Here is a 21,942-nt window from a genome sequence, read left to right on the forward strand (position 1 = left end):
GGGGTGTGGGGGAGAGGCATGGGTCGGCGACCGGTGCAATCAAGGATGTGGGTGGGATTTACTCGGGTATTTCGTATGAGCAGTTGGTCGCGGCATGGGCGAGGATGGGTGCCACGCATATGGCGGATCCGGACCGGGCGTGCCGGGTTTGTGGCGAATGCACTGGACATCGCGGCGGGTGTGATCGTGACGGTCAAGGTTGCGATGTAGCTGTTGTAGAAGTGCGAGATGCCCTTCCCAGTAACGGGAACAGATGTGAGCGATCGACGTTTCATGTGATTAAGCTCCCTCTCGGGAGGACAACCGGTCACCCATTGGTAGATATCCCGTTTCGCTTGTCGGCATTGTCGAGCCGATCAATTCTTGCGACGCCTGGCAATTTGCCGTGCCGGTACGGGAATACAGAAAAGGAGGTCCCGTAAATGGGAAGACTCGATGAACTCGCCGCACTCAACACGGAAGAGCTGGCCACGCACTGCACTCCGGCCATGCGAGCCGCCCTCGAGCGCTACGCCAAGGGTTCGCAGGACAGGGCCCCCGGCGGGTTCAAGTCGTTCATCAACCCCACCAAGTGATCACACGGCCACGGGCGACTCGGTAGCAGTGCGCCCGTGGCTGTTCCCGCAGCTCGAGGGAGCGAATATGGAGTCCGGCCCGGTGCCGTTGGGCGTTCCCGTGGTGCAAACGTCTTGGCCCACACATGGATTGGATGTCGACGCGCTGCGCCGCAGCGGCTGGGAGCCGCTGCCGTTCACGGAATTCATTGTCAAGATCCACAGCCGTTGCAACCTGGCTTGCGACTACTGCTACGTCTACGAGATGGCCGATCAAAGCTGGCGCGATCAGCCGAAGACCATGAGCCGCAGGGCTTTCGACGAGGCCCTCCGAATGATCGCCGATCATGCTCGCCGCTTCCAGCTGCCCGCGGTGGATCTTGTGTTCCACGGTGGCGAACCGCTGCTGGTCGGACATCGCGATCTCGAATACTTCGCCCGGTCGGCGCGCGAATCGCTGGAGCCGATCACCGAGGTGCAGCTGGGCGTGCAGACCAATGGCACGCTGCTCGACCCGGAGTTCTTGCGCATCTGCGCGCGCTGGAATGTTCGCGTCGGAGTCAGCCTCGACGGCGATGAGAGCGGTAACGACAGGCATCGCCGGGATCGGCGGGGCGCCGGGAGCTACACGCGCGTCGCGGCCGGGATCACGCAACTGACGGCGGAGGAGAACCGGCACCTGTTCGCCGGCCTGCTCTGCACCATCGATGTGGCCAACGACCCGGTACGGACCTACGAAGCGCTGCTGGCCTTTCGACCCCCGGCGGTCGATTTTCTGCTTCCGCACGGCAATTGGATGACGCCACCACCGGCGTCGACCGCCGACCACACCGCTACCCCCTACGCCGACTGGCTGATCCCGGTGTTCGATCGCTGGTTCCGGGCGCCGGAGCTGGAGACCCGGGTCAGGATCTTCGATGACATCATCGACCTGCTGCTGGGCGGCTCCGTGACATCGGAATTACTCGGGCTGGCCCCGATTCGGCTGGCCGTGATCGAAACCGACGGCACTCTGGAGCAGGTCGATGAGTTGAAGTCGGCCTTCGCGGGGGCCACCAAGTTGCGCACCGCGAACGTGGGCAATCCGCTCGACCTCGCACTGCTGGAACCCGCGATCGTCGCTCGCCAGATCGGCGCGGACGCCCTGAGTGAAACCTGCCGGGCATGCTCTGTCCATAGCGTCTGCGGCGGCGGGCATTACGTGCACCGGTATCGCGCCGATAACGGCTTCCGCAATCCCTCCGTGTATTGCGCCGACCTGACGAAGCTGATCCGCCACATCGGAGCACGGGTCCGCACCGACCTCGCCACCGCGGCCAATCACTGACGACAGGAGTGCAACCATGTCCGCCCCGACCATCGGTATCGACGATGCAGCGGCCGAGCTGTTCACTGGTTACGGCACGGAGTCAGCCGTCGTCCGGATGACTTCGAACATGCTGACTGTACGACTCGTACTACTACGCGCGCTCATCACCGAAGTCACCGCTCACCAACCGGAAATCGACGCCGCCGCCGGCCTTTCCGATGCCTATCGGGTCCTGACCGAGCTGGAGGAGTCACATCCGGCCGCGGTCGAGGCACTGCTGGTCTACCCGCACACCGGGGTTTGGCTCGGCCGCGTGCTCCAGCGCGTGCGCAACGCCTCGGACGATCGGGAACCAACTCCGTTGTGGGCCGACTGCGGCTACCTCGGCTGGTTAGCGGCGGCCGCCGTGGTCACGAATATGCCCAGCGGATCGATGCGGGTTGTCGTACGCAATGGCGAAGTTATGCTGCCCGGGATCGGGATGGCGCGGGTTGGATCCGCGGGAGACTACGGCCACTGCCAGCTGACCTGGGTAGATGGCGCGATACGCATCGTCGCTGACGGCAGCGCTCCGATCTCGGTGGCGTCGCCGGCGGACGAGTCCGACCCGGCGTGGCTGCCGCTGCGGCGGGTGCACGGCGGGAACGGCGAACCGGAGGTCGTCCTCGATGATCTCGATCCGTTCCGCGACCTGCCCTCGGGTACGGCACCGCGGCTCACGACCGACGAGTTCGACACTTGGCGAAAGGATTTCGCGCAGGCCTGGCACCTGCTGCGACGAGACTTCCCCGGCTATCTGGCGCCGATGCGTGCCTGCCTGCGGCTACTGACGCCGCTCACCGCGCGACCGGTGGCGGCGACCATCGGCCACACCGCCTTCAGCGGGACCGGCTGTGTGTACACCACGGCCCCGAAGGACTCTTGTGACATGGCGGTGTCGCTGATCCACGAGATTCAGCACAGCAAACTCGCCATGCTCGCCGATCAGGTGCTGATAGTGGATCCCGACCCGACGTGTCGCTTCTACGCGCCGTGGCGCGATGATCCACGGCCGATCCTCGGTCTGATGCACGGGATCTACGCCTTCTTCGGGGTCACCGACTTCTGGCGGGTACACCGGCACGCCGACTGCCACCGATCGATGCGGGCGCACATCGAATTCGAGCGCTGGCGTACACAACTGGCGACCGCGATGGTGGAGGCATCGGGTTCGGGCCTGCTGACCGAGCGTGGCGAGGAGTTCATGAGCGCGCTGACCGCAGGCGCCCGGCCGTGGGCCAACGAGGACGTGCCGGCGGAGGCGCGCGATGCGGTGGCCGAGATTCTGGTAGCACATCGCACTTCTTGGCAGGTGCGCAATCGCACATCCAACGACGCCGAGCTGGCCGAGCTGGCAGAGCTGTGGGTCGCGCGAGCGGCACCTTCCGCGATACTGCCGTCCGTACGGTACGTGGATCAGGAGACGATCCCGGATCGCCACCGCGATCTGCATATTCCGGTGCGGCTCAGAATGCACGACCAGGCCGCCGCTTCGAGCGTCGCGCCCGCTGATCTGCCCCGCGGCACTCGCGCCTACCTGGCCGGCGAGCCAGCCGAGGCCGTCGAGTTGTACGCCTTGGAGCTGCGCGTCGACCCGCTGCTCCCGCAGCTCTGGGCCGGTCTGGCCTTGAGCCTGCCGGAACTGTTCCCCGACAACGACTTCGGCGTTCTCAACGATCGGGCCGAGGTGGCGGCGCGCCTGTACCAGCGGCTGCTGTCCGACGGCACCGAGACCGACGTGGTCGAGCTGGTGCGGTGGTTGTCCGACCGCCCACGCACTGATATCTGAAACCAGGAATCGAGAGCACACAATGGAACCGACATCGGTGGCACTGGGGCTGCCCGCAGTGCGGAAGTCATGGCCCGAAACCGGACTCGACGTGGCCGCATTGCAGCGCAACGGATTCGAGCCCCTTCCGTTTACGGAATTTCTCCTCAAGATTCACAGCCGATGCAATCTGGCGTGCGATTACTGCTACATCTACGAAATGGCCGATCAGAGTTGGCGGGAGCAGCCGAAGGCGATGCGCCGGGAGGTTTTCGACGACGCCCTCCGAACAATCGCCGATCACGTTCGCAGGTTCGGCCCTCCCGCGGTGAGTCTCGTCTTCTTCGGCGGCGAGCCGCTCATGGCGGGTCATGCCGATCTCGAGTATTTCGCATCGCAGGCGCGGGCGGCGCTGGAGCCGGTTACCGCTGTCACCCTCACTCTGCAGACCAACGGCGTACTGCTCGACGACGAGTTCCTGAGGATCTGCGACGACTGGGACATCAGCATCACCGTCAGTCTCGACGGTGATGAGCACAGTCACGACCGCCATCGCCGGGACCGCCGCGGCGCCGGGAGCTACTCCCGGGTCGTTGCCGCCCTCGAGAAACTGACGGCCGGCGATCGGCGGCATCTGTTCAACGGTCTGCTCTGCGTCATGGACCTCGCAAACGACCCTTTGCAGACCTATGAAGGATTGCTCGCGTTCCAGCCCCCGGCCGTCAATTTCGAGATTCCACTGGGCAATTGGACAACGCCGCCCCCCGGGTTTTCCGCCGATCCCGGAGTCACTCCGTATGCGGACTGGCTGATCACGATCTTCGATCGCTGGTACGGCGCGCCGCAACTGGACACGCGGATCCGAATGTTCGAGAACATCATGGACCTGCTGCTGGGCGGGACCGTGGAATCGGAGGTGTGGGGCCTCGGTCCCACCCGAATAGCGGTGATCGAAACCGACGGCAGTGTGGCGCAGATCGACGACTTGAAGGCGACCTTCTCCGGTGCGACCAAACTGCCTGCCGGCCAACGCAATCCGCTCGACCGCGCAATGCTGGAACCCGAGATCGTGGCGCGCCAGATCGGCGTGGACGCGCTCAGCGACACCTGCCGCACCTGCTCGATACACACCGTGTGCGGCGGTGGTCACTACGTCACGCGATACCGTGAGGGCGACGGCTTCCGAAATCCCTCGGTGTATTGCGCCGACCTGACCAAATTGATTCGCCACATCGAATCGCGAATGCGCACCGACGTCGCCACGGCACTCCGCGGGTGATCACTGCCAGGGCGCATAGGATCCCGATCATCGTCGGAGGCTGGGTGTAAGCGCCGCGCAGACCTTGTCGAACGTCTGGAAACCGTGCAGGTGACGGGCCGGGTTCCGGTCTCTGTCATCTTGCTGAGCGTCGCGGTCGCGGCAACGATCTGGATCGTCATGCCGTCTTGGCCCGCAGCTTTGGCACCTGGCTCCTGCACTGATATACACAACAATGGCCAACAGCCTGCCCTCTCGGCACCACGGGCATGGATATCACCCGAATCGGTTTCGGTTCCCGGGCAGTATCCCGATGTTCTGGGTGCGTAAAACCATTGCAGCTCAACAGGAGTCACCATGACAACCGGCGCAGATAAAGTCGCGGCGATCACCAAGTTTTTCGCGGCCTACGCCGCCTACGACCTCGATGGAATGCGGGAGGTGCTCACCGATGACATCGAGTGGACCATTCCCGGGCATCATCCGCTGTCCGGTACCAAACGCGGAGTCGAGGAAGTCGTCGCTTTCTTCACTCAACTGGCCAAGGCTGGGTTCCAAGCCGAGCCGCTGTTCCTCGAGTCCAACGACGAATACGTGGTCGACATCCACCGTGGCTGGTCCACCGAGGGTGTCGGCAAAGTTGACACCATGTGGGCGCTGGTCTGGCATTTCAACATCGACGGCAAGGTCGACCGGGTGTTCAACCTCAGCGGTGACCAACACCAGATGGACACCTACATCTGGAGCAACTTCTCCCTCGCTCCCATCCCGGACCGCCTGGCCTGACGCAAGCTCAGCTGTTGAACTTCACCCGGAACGGCCCGCCGACACTGTTGAACAGCAGATCCCCGTTCGGGAAGAACTGGACCAACGCGTACGCGCCGTTGCCGAGGTTGCTCTGCCCGAAGATGGTGCGGTGCACCGTCTTTCCGGATTGCCAGTCCAGTCCGGTCACCTCCCAGCCGTCGGCCTTGGTGTAGCCGTTGACGAACACGACGCCGGATTTGGTGCTCGCGGTGGGCACCATGCTGGTGGCGACCACATCGGCGCGTGACCACACCGAGGTCCAGTGGTGGTCGGCCGGATCCCATCCGAACCGTTCGATACCCGATGGGGGCGCGAAGACCGGCCCGCCGGCGAGCACATCGACGAGGCGGTCCGGCGCACCCTCGGGCCGGGCATTGTTGACCACGAACGCGCCGTAACCGTCCACGACGACCGATTGCTCGCTCTGGATGAATTCGGGCTCCGGATTCAGGCCCGCCGTGACCTGGATCTGATCGGCGATCCGGTTGGATTTGGTGCCCGGCTTCGGTTGGAATCCTTCGGGAATGGCGTCGCGCCAGAACGCGACCAGCTTCATCCGATCGGCCCCGTCGGTAATGACAACGAGCCGGTCGCCCTTGCCGTAGCCCATGAGCGTGGGGGTGGAGCCGGTGCCGATGCCGAATTTCACCGCGGGCGGCTGGCGTCCGAAATCGTAGGGCGCCGCCCACGCGCCGTCGGTGGCGTCGGCCGACAGTTTGGATCCGGTCCACACGACCTTGCGCATGATCTTGTCGGAGGCGGCGTAGATGCCGCCGTTCTCGTCCACCGCCATCGCATTGGAGACCACCTCGTCGGCGCCGAAGTGGACCTGCTGCGGTTCACCCTGCAGGCTCCGGTCGATGATCGACAGGCCGCGGGTGCTGAGCACCGCGAGCTTGCCGTCGTAGGTCATATTCAGTCCGACGATGGACTCGGGCAGGCCGCCGAGTCCCGCGCCGGTACCGAGCCACGGTTTGAAGTCGAGGGTGCGCAGAATGCGCACGCCCGCTTGGGGATTGTTCGCATTGGTCAGGCCGAAGACGACGATCTCCGCGTTCTGCGTGACGTAATAGACCCGATTGTCCTTGTCCACCAGGCTGTAGACGCCATTGGTGAGGTGTGTCCAGTCGATGCCCCAGTCGTTGTGTACGGCGGTCTCCACCTGGCCGATATCGGTGAAGTTCTGGTTGAGTACCTGGTCGAGGGCTTGCGCGGCGATCGGTTTAACACCGGGCACATCGGCGCGGGCGATCTCGCGAAACATGCCATTGCCCACCTGGACGTAGACCACGCCCTGGGTGGAGGAGATCCACATGTAGTCCGGTTCGGTGGCGGCGAGCGTCATGATGTTGACCGGTCCCGAGGTGACCCGCGCCTGTTGTTTCGGGTCGATATGGAACTCGCCCGGTGGCGTTTGGTACGGGAAGGTGTCGGACTGGCCGGGATCTATATGGGTGAGTCCGTAGGTCGCAGCGGCCAGATAGGGATTGCGGGCGGGCCCGGATGCGGCGCCCGACTGGTTCTGGGTCGTCGAGGAATCGCCGCGGCAAGCGGGGGCTACGAGGGCGAGGGCCAGTGCGATGGCGAGGGCTAGAGCCTTGCGACGCGCGGTTGTGCTGTTAGTTCGCTCGCTGCGCTCGCTCATGGGTGGCTCCTCTACGCTCGCTGTCGGGCAGTCGATCGGTGGAACACATGCCGCGGATGGGCCGCGAACAACGAAAAACCAGTGCTCATTCGCGTTCGCGAACATAACACATCGCCTGGTCACGCGGGGTGAATGGTATTTTTATACCGAGTGCCGCTATGCTCGGTATAAAAATACCGAGATGGAGGTTGGTCGTGGTGGAGTTGAAGTCGGCGGCAGAGATCGAACGCATGCGGGTGGCGGGGCGCTTCGTCGCCCAGATCCTGGCGGAAGTGCGCGAGCGGGCCCGAGTCGGGGTGAACCTGCTGGAACTGGAAGCCCATGTGCGGGAACGGATTCGCGAACGCGGTGCGGTGTCGTGCTACTGGGACTACGCGCCGTCCTTCGGGCGCGGGCCGTTCCGCAATACCATCTGCCTTTCGGTGAACGACGCCGTCCTGCACGGACTTCCGTTCGATTACGCGCTGCGCGACGGGGATTTGCTGACCATGGACCTGGCGCTCGGTATCGACGGATGGGTCGCCGACTCGGCCATCAGCATGGTCGTCGGCACCGCCGACGCGGAGGACCTGCGACTGATCAAGGCGACCGAGGATGCGCTGGCCGCCGCCATCGCGGTGGCATTGCCCGGCAACCGGATGGGCGATATCTCCGCCGCCATCGCGGAGGTCGCGCGGGCGAACGGCTATCCGGTGAATACCGAATTCGGCGGGCACGGACTCGGGCGCACGATGCATGAGGATCCGCATGTGTCCAATGTGGGCCGCGCCGGTCGCGGATTCCCGCTGCGACCCGGTTTGACCATTGCCATCGAGCCCTGGTTCGCCCGCACGACCGACCGAATCTATACAGATCCGGATGGCTGGACCATTCGCTCGGCCGACGGTTCGCGGACCGCGCACTCCGAACATACGGTCGCGATCACCGAGGATGGACCACAAGTCCTTACCGCGGCCGAGTGAGGTCGACCGCCGGAAGGTGCGATCCAGGCTGAAACCGGCTGCTGATCAATCGGTTTCGGCCAGCCAATCGGCCAGGTCGGTGGCGGCGCTCAGGTCCGCCACGACGGCGGCGCGCTCGGTATTCGACAGCGCTATCGCGCTGAGTTCGGCTCGTGTCGTCGCAGCCCGCTCGGCATCGCCGGTGGCAATGGCCAATTCGGCCAGTGCCGCCAGCGCTCGAGCCTTGTCGAGGGTCGATGCCTGCGCGCCGAACCGGCCGAGGCCGACCTCGAGCGCTCGGATCGCGGTCGCGTCATCGTTCTTGAAATCGCGCAGGATGCGCGCATTGTCCACAACCCGTGCCAGCCCGTCGAGTTCGCGGGAGCCGCCGTATTCGAGTTCCTCGGGTTCGTCGCGCTGGATGTAGACGATGGTGTTGCCGACCGGGTCGACCACACTGAATCGGCTTTGGCCCGGACGGAATCTGGTGATGCGCGGGCAGCCTTTCGCGGGGATCTTCCCGTAGCGCTTGCGCAGTGCGGCGGTGAATGCGCGATGCCGCTCCGCGACATCGTCGAGCATGATCAGGCAGCCGACCTGTTCGGCGGGGAGTTCGGTGCCAGCGGGCGCGGCGGCGAAATGGACCGCGCAGCCGTTGGCCTCCACCTCGCCGTAGACGTAGGGCCGGGTTTGTTCATAGGTGACCTTGTATCCGAGGGTTCGATAGAAGTCGAGGGTTTCGGTCAGATCGCCGCTCCGGAGCACTGGAACCGCCGTATCGGTCATCATTACGCACCCCGATCGCAGTAATCAATTTTGACTACCAGAGGTTAGGGTGGTGAAACGGCGGAAGTCAAATTTGAGTAGTATGGCCGTTCCGTGAGAAAGGGAGTCCAGAATGTCGGCGGTGCGTCTGCTCGTCCTCGGCGTGATGCGGTTGCATCAGCCCACCTACGGCTACGCCGTGCGCCGCGAACTGCTGTCCTGGCGTGCCGAAACCTGGACGAATGTGAAACCTGGATCGATCTACCACGCGCTCAAGCAGTTGACGCAGGAAGGCAAACTGAGTGCGTTCGGCACCGAGGGCAGCACCGAGGGGCCCGGCCGCACCCTGTTCCAACTGACCGAGGCAGGGGAAGCCGAGTTCCGCAGACTTATGGACGAGGCGCTGGTCAGCGTCGATATGGAGGAGCTCGGCGCAGGTATCGCGTTCATGGATGCCCTGCCGCGCGCGCACGTCATCGAGAAACTGCGTGAACAACGCCGCAATGCCGCCGCGGTCCGCGACGACCTGCTCGCCATGATCCCGAAGTTCCCCGGCCGCTACGAACCACCCCACGCGACCGATCTGCTCGAGCTGTGGAGTGGGGTATTCGACAATCTGTCGCACTGGACCGGTGGTGTGCTCGAACGCCTGGAAGCGGGCGAATACCGAATGTCGGACTGACGGGCGCAGTGCGGTCCGCGCTCGAGTGTGCCGAGCCCGCTGGCCCGATCCCGGATAGGCTGCCCATATGACGAACACGCTGGATGCGGTCGGCAAAGCCGATTACGTGTTGTTGACGACCTTCCGCAAGGACGGCACGCCGGTCGGCACCGCCGTCTGGGCGGCCGAAGACAACGGAAAGCTGTACGTGTGGACCGAGACCAACAGCTGGAAGGTCAAGCGGCTGCGCAACAATCCGGCCGTCACCCTGCAGCCGTGCAATCCGTCGGGCAAGCCGCGTGGTGAGGTCATCGAAGGCACCGGTCGAGTGCTCGATGCCGAAGAAACCCAGCACGTCCGCAAGCTGATCAAGCGGAAGTACTGGCTGCTCGGCCCGATCCTGGTGAACGCGAGCATTATTCGCCGCGGCAAATCCGGCACCATCGGCCTCGAGATCACCCCCAGCGCGTAATCGCCCCGCCGCTCGATCATGAGCGCCGGGCCCGCCGCAGCGAGCCCGGCACCGGCCGGATCAGGTCGCCTGGCTCACCGAGGACATGTGGAAGTCCGGAATTCGCAAGGGCGGCATAGCAGTTCGGGTGAACCAGTCCTTCCATTCGCGGGGCAGGGTGGTTTCGGTGGCCCCCGCCTCGGTGGTGCGGCGCAGTATGTCGATCGGACTCTCGTTGAAGCGGAAGTTGTTGACGGCGGCGGTGACCTCGCCGTTCTCCACGAGGTAGACGCCGTCGCGGGTGAGGCCGGTGAGCAGCAGGGTGGCCGGATCGACCTCGCGGATGTACCAGAGCGTGGTGAGCAGCAGGCCGCGTTCGGTATTGCCGATCATGGTGTCGAGCGTCGCGCCGGAGCCGCCGGTCAGTAGCAGATTCCCACCGGGAACCGTAGTGGGGGAGCCGAATTCGGCGGCGGTGGCGCGCGGGTAGACCAGGGATTCGATGACGCCATCGCGCAGCCAGTCCACGCGCTGGGCGGTCAGGCCATTGTCGAAGACCGACAGTGATTCCGAGGACGATGACGTCGCGACGAACGGACGGTACTCGAGTCCGCTGGCGGCGGGATCGGAATAGAGCGTCAACGGAATCTCACTGAGCCGCTCGCCGATTCGGGTGCCACCGGCCTTGGCGAAGGCGCTGTGCCCCTCGTGCGCGCCACGGCCCTCCATGCTCCAGGCCATGTAGATCATCAGATCCGCGACCGCCGAGGGCGGCAGCAGGGTTTCGTAACGTCCGGCGGGCAACTCGACCCGCCGCTTGGACCAGTCCAGTCGCTGCGACAGCTCGCTCAGCAGGCCGGGAATATCGACATCGGTGAAGGTGGCGGTCCCGACACCAACCCACGCACTCGCCAGATCCGCACCCTCGCCGCGCTTTCCATTGATCTCCACCGAACCGGTGGGCTGGACGAACCGGCGGCGAATGCCGGTCGAGGTGCCGAGCCAGGTGGTGTGCATCTGATGGTGGGCGAATCCATAGAGCCGGTCGGCGCCGTCGAATCCGCCCGCCAGATCGCGCGCCACCTCGGTGAACACCTCGATGCCCGTGCTGCCCGGCGCGGAGGCCCAATCAGCGGTATCGTCGCCGCCGCCCGACAGGTCATCGGCATCCGGTGTCAATAGCGGCATCGCGTCCTTGGCGGGTTCGGCGGTGCGGGCTGCCGCTTCGCTGGCGTGGACGACGGCCTCGATATCGTCGGGGTCGACGCTGGTGGAGCTGACACTGCCGACGCGCGCGGCATTCGGGCCGTCCCGGAATATCGAGATGACCGACCATTCCCGCGAAATCGAGGAACCGTTGGTGGTCATCGAGTTGCCCGCCCAGCGCAGCGACGCCTCGTGCGCGTCGGTGACGATCACCATCGCCTCGTCCGCGTGTGAGAGCGCCAGCGCCTGCTCGACCACCGCGCCCGCGGGCATCATGCGCTCCGTCACTGACCTGCCTCCGTCCGGGTGTTGAGAATGTTGATGCCGCGCACCAGGACCGACGGGCAGCCGTGGCTGACCGCCGCGACCTGGCCGGGTTGGGCCTTACCGCAGTTGAATGCGCCGCCGAGGCGCCAGGTGGACGGGCCACCGACCGCCTCCATGGCGCCCCAGAAGTCGGTGGTGGTCGCCTGGTAGGCGACGTCGCGCAGCTGGCCGTCGAGTTCGCCGTTCCGAATCCGGAAGAACCGCTGGCCGGTGAACTGGAAGTTGTAGCGCTGCATATCGATCGACCACGACTTGTCGCCGACGATGTAGATGCCATTGTCGACCCGGGAGATGAGTTCGGCCGTGCTGGTGTCGTTTTCGGGGTCCGGCTGCAATGAGACATTGGCCATGCGCTGGATCGGCACATGGTGCGGGGAGTCCGCGTAGGAGCAGCCGTTGGAGCGTGTCAGGCCCAAGCGCGGCGCGAAGACACGGTCGAGTTGGTAGCCGACCAGCACGCCGTCGCGCACCAGATCCCAGCGCTGTCCGGCGACGCCGTCGTCGTCATAGCCGACCGAGGCCAGACCGTGCACCTCGGTGCGATCACCGGTGACGTGCATGATCGGCGTCCCGTACCGGAGTGTGCCGAGCTGGTCCGGTGTCGCGAACGAGGTACCCGCATAGGCGGATTCGTAGCCGATGGCCCGGTCGTATTCGGTGGCGTGGCCGATGGATTCGTGGATGGTCAGCCACAGGTTGGTCGGGTCGATCACCAGATCGGTGGGGCCCGCCTCGACGCTCGGTGCCTTCACCTTCTCCGCGAGCCACTCGGGGATCTGCGCGAGCTCTTCGTTCCAGTCCCAGATTCCGTCCGCACCGGTGACGTACTCCCACCCGCGTCCGGCCGGGGCGGCCAGGGTACGCATGGTCTCGAAAACGCCCGCCGTGGAATCCACGGTGATCGCCTCGAGCTGCGGGTGCAGGCGCACTCGCTGCTGGGTGATCACGGAGCCAGCGGTGTCGGAGTAGAAGGTCTGTTCCTTGACCTGCAGCACCGAGGCGGTCACGTGGTCGACGCCGTCGGCGGCGGACAGGCGGCCCGAATAGTCCTGCAGCAGTGCGACCTTGTCGGCGGTCGGCACCGCGAACGGATCCACCTCGTAGGCCGAGACCCAGTGCACATTGTCGTAGCGCGGTTCGTCGGCGAGTTCGACACGCTCGCGGTTGAGGGCGCGCAAGGTCGTCGCCACGGTGACCGCCCGGCGCGCCACCTCGGCGGCGGTATCCGGGGTGAGTGCGGCATGCGAGGCGAAACCCCAGGTGCCGTCGACGATCACGCGCACGGCGAAACCGAGGTCGGTGGCATTGCTGATCGCCTCGACCCGTCCGTCGCGCAAGCGGATCGACTGGGTGACCAGCCGATGCACGCGCAGATCCGCATGCTGGGCACCCGCCGCGCGCGCCGCGGACAGGGCGGCGTCGGCCAGCGCGTGCAGCGGTAGCGCAAGGAACTCGGCGTCCACTTCTTTGGAAGTCGCGATGCTCACCCGACCAAACCTAGTCGGTCCGGCGGGCGAGCGCCGCTCCTCGGGCGCTGACGCACACCATATCGCTGCCACGCCGCACGAAATGCCCGGCGGCGCCGAGGCTTACACCATGGCCGCGGGTGTGGCGGCGACGAGTCCGCCGTTGACGAGCAGGTCCTGTCCATTGATGTAGGACGCCTCATGGGAGGCGAGGTAGGCCACCGCGGCGGCGACGTCATCGGCGGTGCCGATGCGGCCCGCGGCCACAGAAGCCACCGCGGCGGCCTGGACCTCGGCCGAAGCCTCGGCGTAGAACGCCGGCGTCGCGGTATAGCCCGGGCTCACGGAATTGACCCGAATGCCCCGTGGCGCCAGTTCGGCCGCCAGCGTGCGTGCCAGATTGTGCACGGCCGCCTTGGTCGCCGAGTAGAGGGCCGCGCCGGGCCCGCCACGATGCAGTGCGAACGATGCGTTGATCACGATCGCAGCACCGTCGGCCAGCACCGGGAGGGACTTCTGGATGGTGAAATACGCGGCTTTGAAGTTGATATCGACCACGCGGTAGAACTCGGTCTCGGCGACCTCGGTCAGCGGCTGGAACGCCCACTTTCCCGGCCTACTGGACTCGGTGATCGACGCGGAGCGCCGCGATATCGCCGCAGACCAGCCCGACGCAAGCCGAATTTGATCACGGTTCGGTCGCACGGCGCGCGCGAAAGTCGGGCTTACCGTACCTAAGTCGCGTTATGCCGTACTGTGCCCGCGTGCCGCCATCCGCCCTCCGCGACCGTAAACGGGAACGTACCCGCCGCGCCCTCCTCGAAGCAGCCGTCGAACTTTTCGAGGGCAGAGGTTATGAGGAGACCACGGTGGCCGATATCGCCGCCGCCGCGGAGGTGGGTACCCGAACGTTCTTCAACTACTTCGCCAGCAAGGAAGAGTTGCTGTTTCCGGAGCAGGACGAACGGGTGCGCGCCGCGGTGGCGGCGATCGCCAGCCGTCGGCCCGGTGAGCGGCCGGTGGAGGTGCTACTGCGGGCACTGCGGGCGGCCGGTGACAATCCGGGCGAACACCTGGTCGACGATCTGAACGCGCGGCTAGCCGCACTGCGCGCACAGGTTTCGCGCACCGTGCCCGCGGTGAGCGGACGCGCCGCGCATGCGCAGCTGGTCGCCCAGCGCGAGATCGCGCGCCAGTTGCATATGGCGTTTCCGGCGGAACTGGACGAGGTCGGCGCGGCCGCACTGGTCGGTGCCGTGGTCGGCGCGGTATCCGGTGCGCTGACGGTGCTGTTCCAGAGTCCGGTGGCCCGAGTGGACGGTGAGCGACTGCATCGCAAGATCCACGAAACCACCTCGCGGGTGCTGCAGCCCTGGCTCGCGTCGAGTACCAAGATGCACGTCGGACCCATGCACTGACCGGTCAGCCGAATTGCTGCCATCCCAAACGGATCACCATCCCGACCACCACCACCAGCAGCACGACCCGCACGAACTGCGCGCCATTGCGTAATGCCATGTGCGAGCCCAGAATCGCGCCCGCCACATTGCCGACCGCCATGGCCGCGCCGAGGGCGAACATGATGTGACCGGTGACGCCGAAGAAGATCAGCGCGCCGAAATTGGATCCGCAGTTGATCACCTTCGCCATCGCGGCCGCGCGCACGAATTCGGTGCCGAGCAGGGTGGCGAAGGTGATGATCAGGAAGGTGCCGGTGCCGGGGCCGAGCAGTCCGTCGTAGAAGCCGATCAGTCCGGCGGCCATGGCGATCACCAGTACGACCTTGCGTCGCGTCGGCGGGTGGGTTGCCATGGTGATGCCGATCGACGGTCGCAGCGTGACGAAGACGGCAACCCCGACCAGCACCACCATCACAATCGGGATGAACAGGTCGCGATCGATGAGCGATACCGCGGCCGCACCGGTCGCAGCGGTGCCCGCCGCGATCGCCGCCGCGGGCAGCAGCGTTCGCCATTGCATCGGGACCTTCCGCGCGAACGTCATGACCGATGCGGTGGTACCGGCCACCGCGGCGAGTTTATTGGTGCCCAGCGCCGTCTGTGGGGCGATGCCCGGCGCCACGAGGAACAGTGTCGGCAGGATGATCAATCCGCCGCCGCCGACCACCGCGTCCACCCAGCCTGCCGCGGTCGCGGCCGTCAATAAGGCCGCCCAGTCTCCGAAATCCACCCGGTCAGCCAACCAGATGGTTAGGTTCTGCGCCGTCGGCGGGTGCGGCCGTTGGCGGCTCCGGTCACACCTAGGCTGATATTCGTGCGTCGGTTCAGTCTGTGGCTTCGCGGCAAGCCCCTCATCGCGGATTCGATCCTGGCTGCCGCGCTCATGTTGTTCGAGGTGCTCGGGGTCAGCAACTCCGATAACAAGCTGGCCTATCTGGGAATCGGTGTACTGCTGCCGGGACCGGTGGCATTTCGGCGGCTGTACCCGCGCGCCATGGCCGCGGCGATGCTCGGGCTCTCGATCGCCTCGGCACTGGTGAGCTACGCGTCCGAGGACAAGGCCGACCACATCGCGCTGCTCGGACTCGGCATCATGCTGTACACCCTGGTCGCCTACGTCGGCCGCAAGGAAGCGCTGTTGTATGTGCTCGGGTTGGTCGCCGACGGCACCATCTCATTTCTGCTGCTGCACAAGCCATCCGGTTCGGATCTGATCTTCACCGTGATGTTCTACGCACTGTGCTGGACACTGGCCGAGTTCATCGGTGCGCGCCACGCCTACGACCAAGAGGTGGCAGCACGGCTGGCGGTCGCCGATTACGACCGGGAACGCCGCGCACACGATGCCGTGGCCGCCGAGCGCACCCGCATCGCCCGCGAACTGCACGATGTCGTCGCACACGCGGTCAGCGTGATCATCGTCCAGGCCGACGGTGCGAAGTACGCGCTGCGCCGCGATCCGGATGCCGCCGAACGGGCATTGGCCACCATCGCGGGCACCGGCCGGGAGGCACTGCGCGAACTGCGCAGGACCGTCGCACTGCTGCGTATCGAACACGCCCCCGATCAGCTGCCGCAGCACGGAACCGCAGGTTTGGCCAAGGTGGTCGAGATGATGCACGACACCGGCCTGGCCGTGGAACTCGAAATGACCGGCGAACTCGACGACATCACCCCCGAGGTAAGTCTCGGCATGCACCGCATCGTCCAGGAATCGCTGACCAATACGCTCCGGCACGCGGGCTCACACCCGAAGGCGTGGGTGCGCGTGCAGCGCCGCGCGACCGATGTCGTCATCGAGGTCACCGACACCGGCGGGGTTCCGGTGCGGGAGCAGGCCGCGAGCCCGATCGAGGGCGGCGGTATGGGATTGGTCGGCATGCGCGAGCGCATCGCCGTCCTCGGCGGCACGCTGGAGGCGGGCCGCACATCCGACGGCGCATGGCGGGTGTACGCGACCATCCCACTGCAGCGCGGCAACGAAAGCTGTTAGCGGAGGCATTCTTTCGACGCTGCGCGCACGGTATCGAAACCGCGCTGGACGGTGCCGATAGATTAGGGATGTGCCGATTACCGTTCTCGTTGTCGACGACCAGGAACTCATGCGCATGGGATTGAAGATGGTGCTCGGCGCGCATCCGGATATCGAGGTGATCGGGGAGGCCGAGAACGGGGCCATCGCCATAACGCGGGCCAAGGAGTTGCGCCCGGATGTGGTGCTGATGGATGTGCGGATGCCGGTGGTCGACGGTGTCGCCGCGACACAGCGCATCGTCGAGGCGGGCGACGGCTGCAAGGTCCTGGTGATGACGACCTTCGACCTCGACGAGCACGCGCTCGGCGCGCTGCGGGCGGGGGCGAGCGGATTCCTGCTGAAGGACACTCCGCCCGAGGATCTGGTCTCGGCGATCCGGAGCGTGGCCGGTGGTGATGCGGTGGTGTCGCCCAAGGTGACCAAGCGACTGCTGGACCGGCTCATCGCCGATGATCCCGGCGGTATGCGGGATCCAGTGGTGCTCGAGGTACTGACCGCGCGCGAGCGCGAGGTGCTCGAGCAGATCGCGGCGGGCCGGTCCAATGCCGAGATCGCGGAGCAGTTGTACCTGTCCGAGGCGACCGTCAAGACGCACGTCGGGCGGGTACTGACGAAACTCGGTCTGCGCGACCGGGTTCAAGCGGTGGTGCTGGCGTACGAGACCGGGCTGGTTCGACCCGGCGGGTGAGATCTCAGCGAGCTATCAGGCTGGTTCGGGAGAAAATTCGGACCGCGCGACGTTGAACCGGGTAGATCGTCCGAAAGGATCGCCATGCCCGCCGTACTGTTCGTGCTCTACGTCATCGTCGAGATCGCCGCGCTGATCGCTGTCGGCCAGCTCATCGGTGTGATGCCGACCATCCTGCTGCTGATCGCCGGATCCGCCGCGGGCATGCTGCTCATCGGCTCACAGGGCCGGCGCGTCTTCGCACAGTTCCGCCGCGCCGGGCGCGGGGAAATCAATCCGGGTACCGCGGTCGCGGACGGCGCGCTCGTCGCGGCTGGCGGATTCCTGATGTTCATCCCGGGCCTGGTCACCTCGTTCTTCGGACTGCTTCTGCTGCTGCCGCCGACTCGCTTCCTGGTCCGTCCGCTGGTCGCCGCGTTCGCGGCGCGCCGGTTCAGCCGTCTGGCCGCGGCGATGCCGTATCGCGGCGTGATCATCGACGGTGACGATGTGGTCGACGGCGTTGTGGTCACCGAGTGGTACGACGACCCGCGCCCGTCGACCCGCCCCGCCCTGCCGTAACCGCTCGCTCGCCGATCGGGACCTTCGCGCGATAAACCGTGTGAATTTTCACGGCCACGGCCATTTCGAAGGACGCCGCAAAGGACTAGGGTGGCCGGATGGCGACCGAAGAGCTCACCGTCACGGTGAGTGAGGAGCTGGCGGCGGCGGTCAGGCAGGCCGCAGCCGCTGCGGGACAGTCGATTTCCGGATTTACGGCAGCAGCGCTGCGGCTGGAACTGATCGCGGTGGAGGCGGGCATGCGGGCCGCACCCGATCGCTGCGCAGCACCGCCGAGATATGCGCAGGTCATGGCGGTGCTGGCGCAACCGGCGGACGTATCCCCGATAACGCGGCTGTCCGACTCGAAGGACTGAAACGCCCATACGGCAGACTGGTCTCTCGTGAGTACCCAGTTGCTGATCGGCGGTCGTTTCTACAGTTCGAGTTCACCCGACGCGACGGCAATGGCCGTGACCGACGGCACGGTGGTCTGGCTGGGTGCCGAACAACCGGGACGCGCGCTGCATCCGGATGCAGAGATCATCGATCTGGCCGGGGCTTTCGTCGCGCCCGCATTCGTCGATCCGCACGTGCATGTGACCGCGCTGGGGCTGAAGCTGACGGGACTCGATCTGTCGGCGGCACGGTCGCTCGAGCACTGCCTGGAGCTGTTGCGCGGGTTCGCGGTGGCCCATCCCGATGGCGCGATTCTCGGCGACGGCTGGGATGAGACCGGTTGGCCGGAGGGGCGGCCGCCGACGGTCGAGGAGATCGATGCGGCGGTGCTGCCGGGTCGGCAGGTGTACCTGTCACGGGTGGACGCGCATTCGGCGGTGGTGTCTTCGGCACTGCTGAACGCCGTGGTCACTGCTGCGGACGGGTTCACCCGTGGCGAGCCGCTGCGTGCCGCGGCACACCATCTCGTGCGCGGCGAAGTTCTGGCGGGATTGGATCGCGCACAACGGGATCGGGCCCGCAAGGCGGCACTGGACGCCGCGGCCGCACGCGGCGTCGTCGCGGTGCACGAATGCGGCGGACCGGAGATCGCCGGCCGCACCGATATTCGCGAACTGCTCGAGTTCGAGCACGGCGTCGAGGTGCGGGCCTATTGGGGTGAGGCGGTCCGGACCGCCGACGAGGCGCGGGCGCTGGTCGCCGAACTCGGGGTGCACGCGTTGGGTGGCGATCTGTTCGTCGACGGGTCGATCGGCTCGCACAGCGCGCAACTGCGCGCGCCCTACGCCGACCACGCTGGAACCGGCCTGGGCTATCTCGATGCCGATACGATCGCCGCGCATGTGCGCGCCTGCACCGAGGCTGGCATCCAGGCCGGCTTCCACGTCATCGGCGATGCCGCGATGGACCAGGTCATCGCCGGTTTCGGACAGGTCGTCGACGCACTCGGCGGCCCGGCCGTCGCGGCGCGCGGCCACCGCGTCGAACATGCGGAGATGATCGACGCCGACCAGATCGCCCAACTCGGTGCCTGGGGTGTAATAGCCAGTGTCCAACCGGGTTTCGACGCGACCTGGGGCGGTCCGGACGGTATGTACGCTACCCGCTTGGGCTCCGAGCGCGCCGCCGCCCTGAATCCCTTCGCGGCCATGGCCGCCGCGGGTATTGCCCTGGCCATCGGCTCGGACGCCCCCGTTACCGCCCTAGACCCCTGGTCCGCGATCCGCGCCGCGGTCAACCACCGCACCTCCGGCCACGGCCTCTCACCCCGCGCCGCCTTCGCTGCCGCTACCCGAGGCGCCTGGCGCGCGGGTGGTATCCGCGACGGCCTGGCTGGCACGCTGGTTCCGGGAGCCCCCGCCTCCTACGCGATCTGGGACGCCGGCGACCTCGTCGTCGCCGCGGCCGCCGACACCGTCCAACGCTGGTCGACCGACCCCCGCTCCCGGGTGCCCGGCCTGCCGTCGCTCGATCCCGAGGCGAAGCTGCCCACCTGCCTGCGCACCGTGCACCGCGGAGTAACCATCCATGAGGCCTGAAACACCCGGGATTCCCGGCCCACACCCGCAATCCTGGTGCTGCAAAGCCGAATTCGCGACGAAGGCGCCGAAAATGGCCATACTCGGCCGTGCGGTGGGGGAGCGCCGATGAGTGACGGATCTACCACGACGGTGCTTACCCGGATAGCCGCGGCGCTCGATCGATATCCGGTGCTGAGTCGTGCCGTGGCGGCAGTGATCGCCGGGTTGCTGATCTTCGGGAGCTTTCCGCCGCGGCCGCTGTGGTTCCTGGCGCCGATCGGAATCGCGGTATTGACGCTGACCGTGCGTGGTGCCGGGCGGCTGCGGAGTGGGTTCGGATACGGCATGCTGGCGGGGCTCGGATTCTTCGTGCCGCTGCTGCCGTGGACCGGGATCTATGTGGGGCCGGTGCCGTGGCTCGCACTGTCGACGGTGTGTTCCTTATATATAGGACTTTTCGGGCTCACGGCTCGGTTGCTGTCCGCCCTACCGGGGTGGCCGCTGTGGGTGGCGCTGGCCTGGACGGCGACCGAGTGGCTGCGGTCGAGTTTTCCGTTCGGCGGATTCCCGTGGGGGCGGCTGGCATTCGGGCAGGCCGACGGATGGTACCTGTCGCTCGCCATGGTGGGCGGTGCGCCGCTCATCGGATTCGCGGTGGCGATCACCGGAACTACAGCGGCGGCTCTGCTCGTACGATTGTGGGCTCGAATGACGACCGCGTCGACGACACGTGGAAAACTCACCGGCCCCGCCACCGCGACACGCCTCGGAGTTGTCACCGCGGCGGCGACCCTGGTTGTTGTCCCGATGACCGCGCTGATCCTCCGGGCGGCGCTGCCCGGCCCGGAGGAGGGCGACCGCACGATCACCGTCGCCGCCATCCAGGGCAGCGTGCCCCGGCTGGGTTTGGATTTCAATGCGCAGCGGCGCGCCGTGCTGGACAACCATGTCCGGCGCACCGAGGAATTGGCTCGCGACGTCGCGCAGGGTCGGGTGCGCAAGCCCGATGTGGTGATCTGGCCGGAGAACTCCTCTGATATCGATCCGCTGCGCAATGCCGACGCGGCCGCCGAGATCACCGAGGCCGCCGAGCAGATCGGCGCACCCATACTCGTCGGCGCGGTACTGGTGAACAGCGATCGCACGACGTCGAACTCGGTGATCGTCTGGAACGGTGCGGCCGGGCCGGGGGAGCGCCACGACAAGAAGATCATCCAGCCGTTCGGCGAATACCTGCCCATGCGCGGCTTCTTCCGACTGTTCTCTGAATACGCCGACCGCGCAGGATACTTCGTGCCGGGCCACGGCGACGGCACGGTCCACGCGGACGGCATCGATATCGGCGTCGCAACCTGCTACGAGGTCGCCTTCGACCGCGCCTTCCGTGATTCCATGCATGCGGGCGCGCAATTGCTGACCGTACCCACCAATAACGCCACCTTCGGCGACAGCGAGATGACCTACCAGCAGCTGGCCATGTCCCGGGTCCGCGCCGTCGAACACGGCCGTGCCCTGGTGGTCGCCGCCACCTCGGGCGTCAGCGCCATCATCACCGCGGACGGCGCGGTCCAGCAGCAGACCCCGAAATTCGTCCCAGCCGCACTGGTCGCCGAACTGCCGCTGCGCAGCACCACAACACTCGCGACCCGATTCGGCGCCGCGCCGGAACTGCTGTCGGTTATTATGACCGCTGCTGCTGTAGTGGTGACAGCTATTCGTCAGCTAAATGCGCGTGGCAGTAACTCAACCGACCGAGAAGCCACCACGGACCAGTCGGTCGGTTGAGCGCATCGGATCTGCTGAACACAGCGAGCGAGTATTCCCTTTAACCGAACAATCGGTTTGTTCCGGGGCTGGTGTTACCGACGGTCGGCAAGCCCTGGGCGCTAGCCAGCCGTTTGCTGAGCCGTAACCAAGGCCGCGGCGTGTTGTCATCACGCCTTCCCTTCCTCGTTTTACGGCATAGGCCCAGCAAAAAGCCATATTTGCGGAAAGATAGCCCACGAAAGTGTGCTGCCGCCAACGGCGTTGGAAGTGAAACAA

Annotated in this window: 21 protein-coding genes; 15 read left to right on the top strand and 6 right to left on the bottom strand. The window is 66.1% G+C overall.

The window, feature by feature from the left end; all coding sequences use genetic code 11:
* Window positions 1–422: 422 nt before the first annotated feature.
* From ACWEO2_RS01495 to ACWEO2_RS01515, 5 genes are all read left to right on the top strand, one after another.
* On the top strand, window positions 423–575 hold the full coding sequence (locus tag ACWEO2_RS01495) for a hypothetical protein (protein WP_354957206.1): 153 nt from the start codon (window positions 423–425) through the stop codon (window positions 573–575).
* 67 nt (window positions 576–642) lie between these two features.
* A complete protein-coding gene (locus ACWEO2_RS01500; RefSeq protein WP_452403528.1) occupies window positions 643–1,881 on the top strand; it encodes an FxsB family cyclophane-forming radical SAM/SPASM peptide maturase in 1,239 nt (412 codons plus the stop codon).
* Between the two features lie 16 nt (window positions 1,882–1,897).
* Window positions 1,898–3,691: an HEXXH motif domain-containing protein gene (locus ACWEO2_RS01505; RefSeq protein ID WP_452403529.1), complete on the top strand. Its 1,794-nt coding sequence runs from the start codon at window positions 1,898–1,900 to the stop codon at window positions 3,689–3,691.
* A 22-nt stretch (window positions 3,692–3,713) separates the two neighbouring features.
* Entirely contained in the window at window positions 3,714–4,949 is a 1,236-nt protein-coding gene (locus ACWEO2_RS01510; RefSeq protein WP_452403530.1) for an FxsB family cyclophane-forming radical SAM/SPASM peptide maturase, read from the top strand.
* 336 nt (window positions 4,950–5,285) lie between these two features.
* The gene (locus tag ACWEO2_RS01515; RefSeq protein WP_452403531.1) at window positions 5,286–5,714 is read left to right on the top strand and encodes a nuclear transport factor 2 family protein; all 429 of its coding nucleotides are present in this window, start codon (window positions 5,286–5,288) and stop codon (window positions 5,712–5,714) included.
* A 7-nt stretch (window positions 5,715–5,721) separates the two neighbouring features.
* Here ACWEO2_RS01515 and ACWEO2_RS01520 read toward each other — a convergent pair whose 3' ends face one another.
* Window positions 5,722–7,380, bottom strand: a complete 1,659-nt coding sequence (locus ACWEO2_RS01520) for a hypothetical protein (RefSeq protein WP_452403532.1) — start codon at window positions 7,378–7,380, stop codon at window positions 5,722–5,724.
* Window positions 7,381–7,574: 194 nt separating this feature from the next.
* Between ACWEO2_RS01520 and map the strand changes: the two genes are divergently transcribed.
* Window positions 7,575–8,342, top strand: a complete 768-nt coding sequence (gene map / locus ACWEO2_RS01525; RefSeq protein ID WP_452403533.1) for a type I methionyl aminopeptidase — start codon at window positions 7,575–7,577, stop codon at window positions 8,340–8,342.
* 45 nt (window positions 8,343–8,387) lie between these two features.
* Here the strand turns inward: map and ACWEO2_RS01530 are convergent, their stop codons facing one another.
* Complete coding sequence (locus tag ACWEO2_RS01530) at window positions 8,388–9,107, bottom strand: glyoxalase (protein ID WP_452403534.1); 720 nt, start codon at window positions 9,105–9,107, stop codon at window positions 8,388–8,390.
* 112 nt (window positions 9,108–9,219) lie between these two features.
* On the opposite strand from ACWEO2_RS01530, the gene ACWEO2_RS01535 reads away from it, so the two are divergent.
* Together ACWEO2_RS01535 and ACWEO2_RS01540 are read left to right on the top strand one after the other, a co-directional pair.
* Entirely contained in the window at window positions 9,220–9,768 is a 549-nt protein-coding gene (locus ACWEO2_RS01535; RefSeq protein WP_452403535.1) for a PadR family transcriptional regulator, read from the top strand.
* 67 nt (window positions 9,769–9,835) lie between these two features.
* Window positions 9,836–10,219 carry a PPOX class F420-dependent oxidoreductase gene (locus tag ACWEO2_RS01540; protein ID WP_452403536.1) on the top strand — a complete coding sequence of 128 codons (384 nt, stop codon included), beginning with the start codon at window positions 9,836–9,838 and terminating at the stop codon, window positions 10,217–10,219.
* A 60-nt stretch (window positions 10,220–10,279) separates the two neighbouring features.
* Here ACWEO2_RS01540 and ACWEO2_RS01545 read toward each other — a convergent pair whose 3' ends face one another.
* The 3 genes from ACWEO2_RS01545 to ACWEO2_RS01555 form a co-directional block, all read right to left on the bottom strand.
* The gene (locus ACWEO2_RS01545; RefSeq protein ID WP_452403701.1) at window positions 10,280–11,680 is read right to left on the bottom strand and encodes a metallopeptidase TldD-related protein; all 1,401 of its coding nucleotides are present in this window, start codon (window positions 11,678–11,680) and stop codon (window positions 10,280–10,282) included.
* 8 nt (window positions 11,681–11,688) lie between these two features.
* Window positions 11,689–13,218, bottom strand: a complete 1,530-nt coding sequence (locus ACWEO2_RS01550) for a TldD/PmbA family protein (RefSeq protein ID WP_452403537.1) — start codon at window positions 13,216–13,218, stop codon at window positions 11,689–11,691.
* Window positions 13,219–13,320: 102 nt separating this feature from the next.
* Window positions 13,321–13,902, bottom strand: coding sequence for an SDR family oxidoreductase (locus ACWEO2_RS01555; protein WP_452403538.1), 582 nt, complete (start codon window positions 13,900–13,902; stop codon window positions 13,321–13,323).
* A gap of 59 nt (window positions 13,903–13,961) precedes the next feature.
* Here ACWEO2_RS01555 and ACWEO2_RS01560 point away from each other — a divergent pair, with 59 nt between their 5' ends.
* On the top strand, window positions 13,962–14,615 hold the full coding sequence (locus ACWEO2_RS01560; RefSeq protein ID WP_354957219.1) for a TetR/AcrR family transcriptional regulator: 654 nt from the start codon (window positions 13,962–13,964) through the stop codon (window positions 14,613–14,615).
* A 4-nt stretch (window positions 14,616–14,619) separates the two neighbouring features.
* On the opposite strand, the gene ACWEO2_RS01565 is transcribed toward ACWEO2_RS01560, so the two are convergent.
* On the bottom strand, window positions 14,620–15,387 hold the full coding sequence (locus ACWEO2_RS01565) for a TSUP family transporter (RefSeq protein WP_452403539.1): 768 nt from the start codon (window positions 15,385–15,387) through the stop codon (window positions 14,620–14,622).
* Between the two features lie 84 nt (window positions 15,388–15,471).
* Here ACWEO2_RS01565 and ACWEO2_RS01570 point away from each other — a divergent pair, with 84 nt between their 5' ends.
* The 6 genes from ACWEO2_RS01570 (at window position 15,472) to lnt (ending at window position 21,684) form a co-directional block, all read left to right on the top strand.
* Complete coding sequence (locus ACWEO2_RS01570; RefSeq protein WP_452403540.1) at window positions 15,472–16,650, top strand: sensor histidine kinase; 1,179 nt, start codon at window positions 15,472–15,474, stop codon at window positions 16,648–16,650.
* 70 nt (window positions 16,651–16,720) lie between these two features.
* Entirely contained in the window at window positions 16,721–17,380 is a 660-nt protein-coding gene (locus ACWEO2_RS01575) for a response regulator transcription factor (protein WP_354957222.1), read from the top strand.
* A gap of 84 nt (window positions 17,381–17,464) precedes the next feature.
* Window positions 17,465–17,941, top strand: a complete 477-nt coding sequence (locus ACWEO2_RS01580; RefSeq protein WP_452403541.1) for an FxsA family protein — start codon at window positions 17,465–17,467, stop codon at window positions 17,939–17,941.
* Window positions 17,942–18,039: 98 nt separating this feature from the next.
* The gene (locus tag ACWEO2_RS01585) at window positions 18,040–18,297 is read left to right on the top strand and encodes a hypothetical protein (protein WP_452403542.1); all 258 of its coding nucleotides are present in this window, start codon (window positions 18,040–18,042) and stop codon (window positions 18,295–18,297) included.
* A 27-nt stretch (window positions 18,298–18,324) separates the two neighbouring features.
* Window positions 18,325–19,917, top strand: a complete 1,593-nt coding sequence (locus ACWEO2_RS01590) for an amidohydrolase (RefSeq protein ID WP_452403543.1) — start codon at window positions 18,325–18,327, stop codon at window positions 19,915–19,917.
* 108 nt (window positions 19,918–20,025) lie between these two features.
* The gene (gene lnt, locus ACWEO2_RS01595) at window positions 20,026–21,684 is read left to right on the top strand and encodes an apolipoprotein N-acyltransferase (RefSeq protein WP_452403544.1); all 1,659 of its coding nucleotides are present in this window, start codon (window positions 20,026–20,028) and stop codon (window positions 21,682–21,684) included.
* The last annotated feature ends 258 nt before the right edge of the window (window positions 21,685–21,942 follow it).

The organism is Nocardia sp. NPDC004278 (assembly GCF_053602975.1).